Source organism: Algoriphagus sp. oki45 (genome assembly GCF_036245605.1).
Classification (GTDB): Bacteria; Bacteroidota; Bacteroidia; order Cytophagales; family Cyclobacteriaceae; genus Algoriphagus.
Map to the genome: position 1 here is coordinate 1 of NZ_BTPC01000012.1, position 482 is coordinate 482.

General features: G+C 49.4%; 1 protein-coding gene. It reads left to right on the top strand.

What is annotated here, in order from left to right; translation table 11 throughout:
* Nucleotides 1–482: DUF7507 domain-containing protein (locus AAA942_RS20215; RefSeq protein WP_445083361.1), on the top strand; the 482-nt coding region annotated here is incomplete at both ends.

Below are 482 nucleotides of genomic sequence, written 5' to 3' on the forward strand. Positions count from 1 at the left end.
GGCACCTCACCAAAAGGAGTAGAAGTAGAAGACGAGTCTTCTGATCCGACTCCGGTAGAAGAGCCTAGTACTGAATGTGAGACTTGTACCGAAACGGTGATTCCTCAGAATCCTGCCATCGCGTTGCTGAAAGACGGTATCTTCAATGATGAGAATCAGGATGGCTTTGGAAATGTAGGAGAAACAATCTCTTACACCTTTACGGTGACCAACACGGGCAATGTGACCTTGAACAACATCATGGTGACTGACCCACTGGTAACTGTATCCGGTGGACCGATCAGCCTGGCACCTGGAGCGAGTGACAACACGACCTTCACAGCCACTTATGTGCTGACTCAGGACGATATCGATGCGGGCTATGTGGTGAACACGGCTTTGGCAAAAGGCACCTCACCAAAAGGAGTAGAAGTAGAAGACGAGTCTTCTGATCCGACTCCGGTAGAAGAGCCTAGTACTGAATGTGAGACTTGTACCGAAAC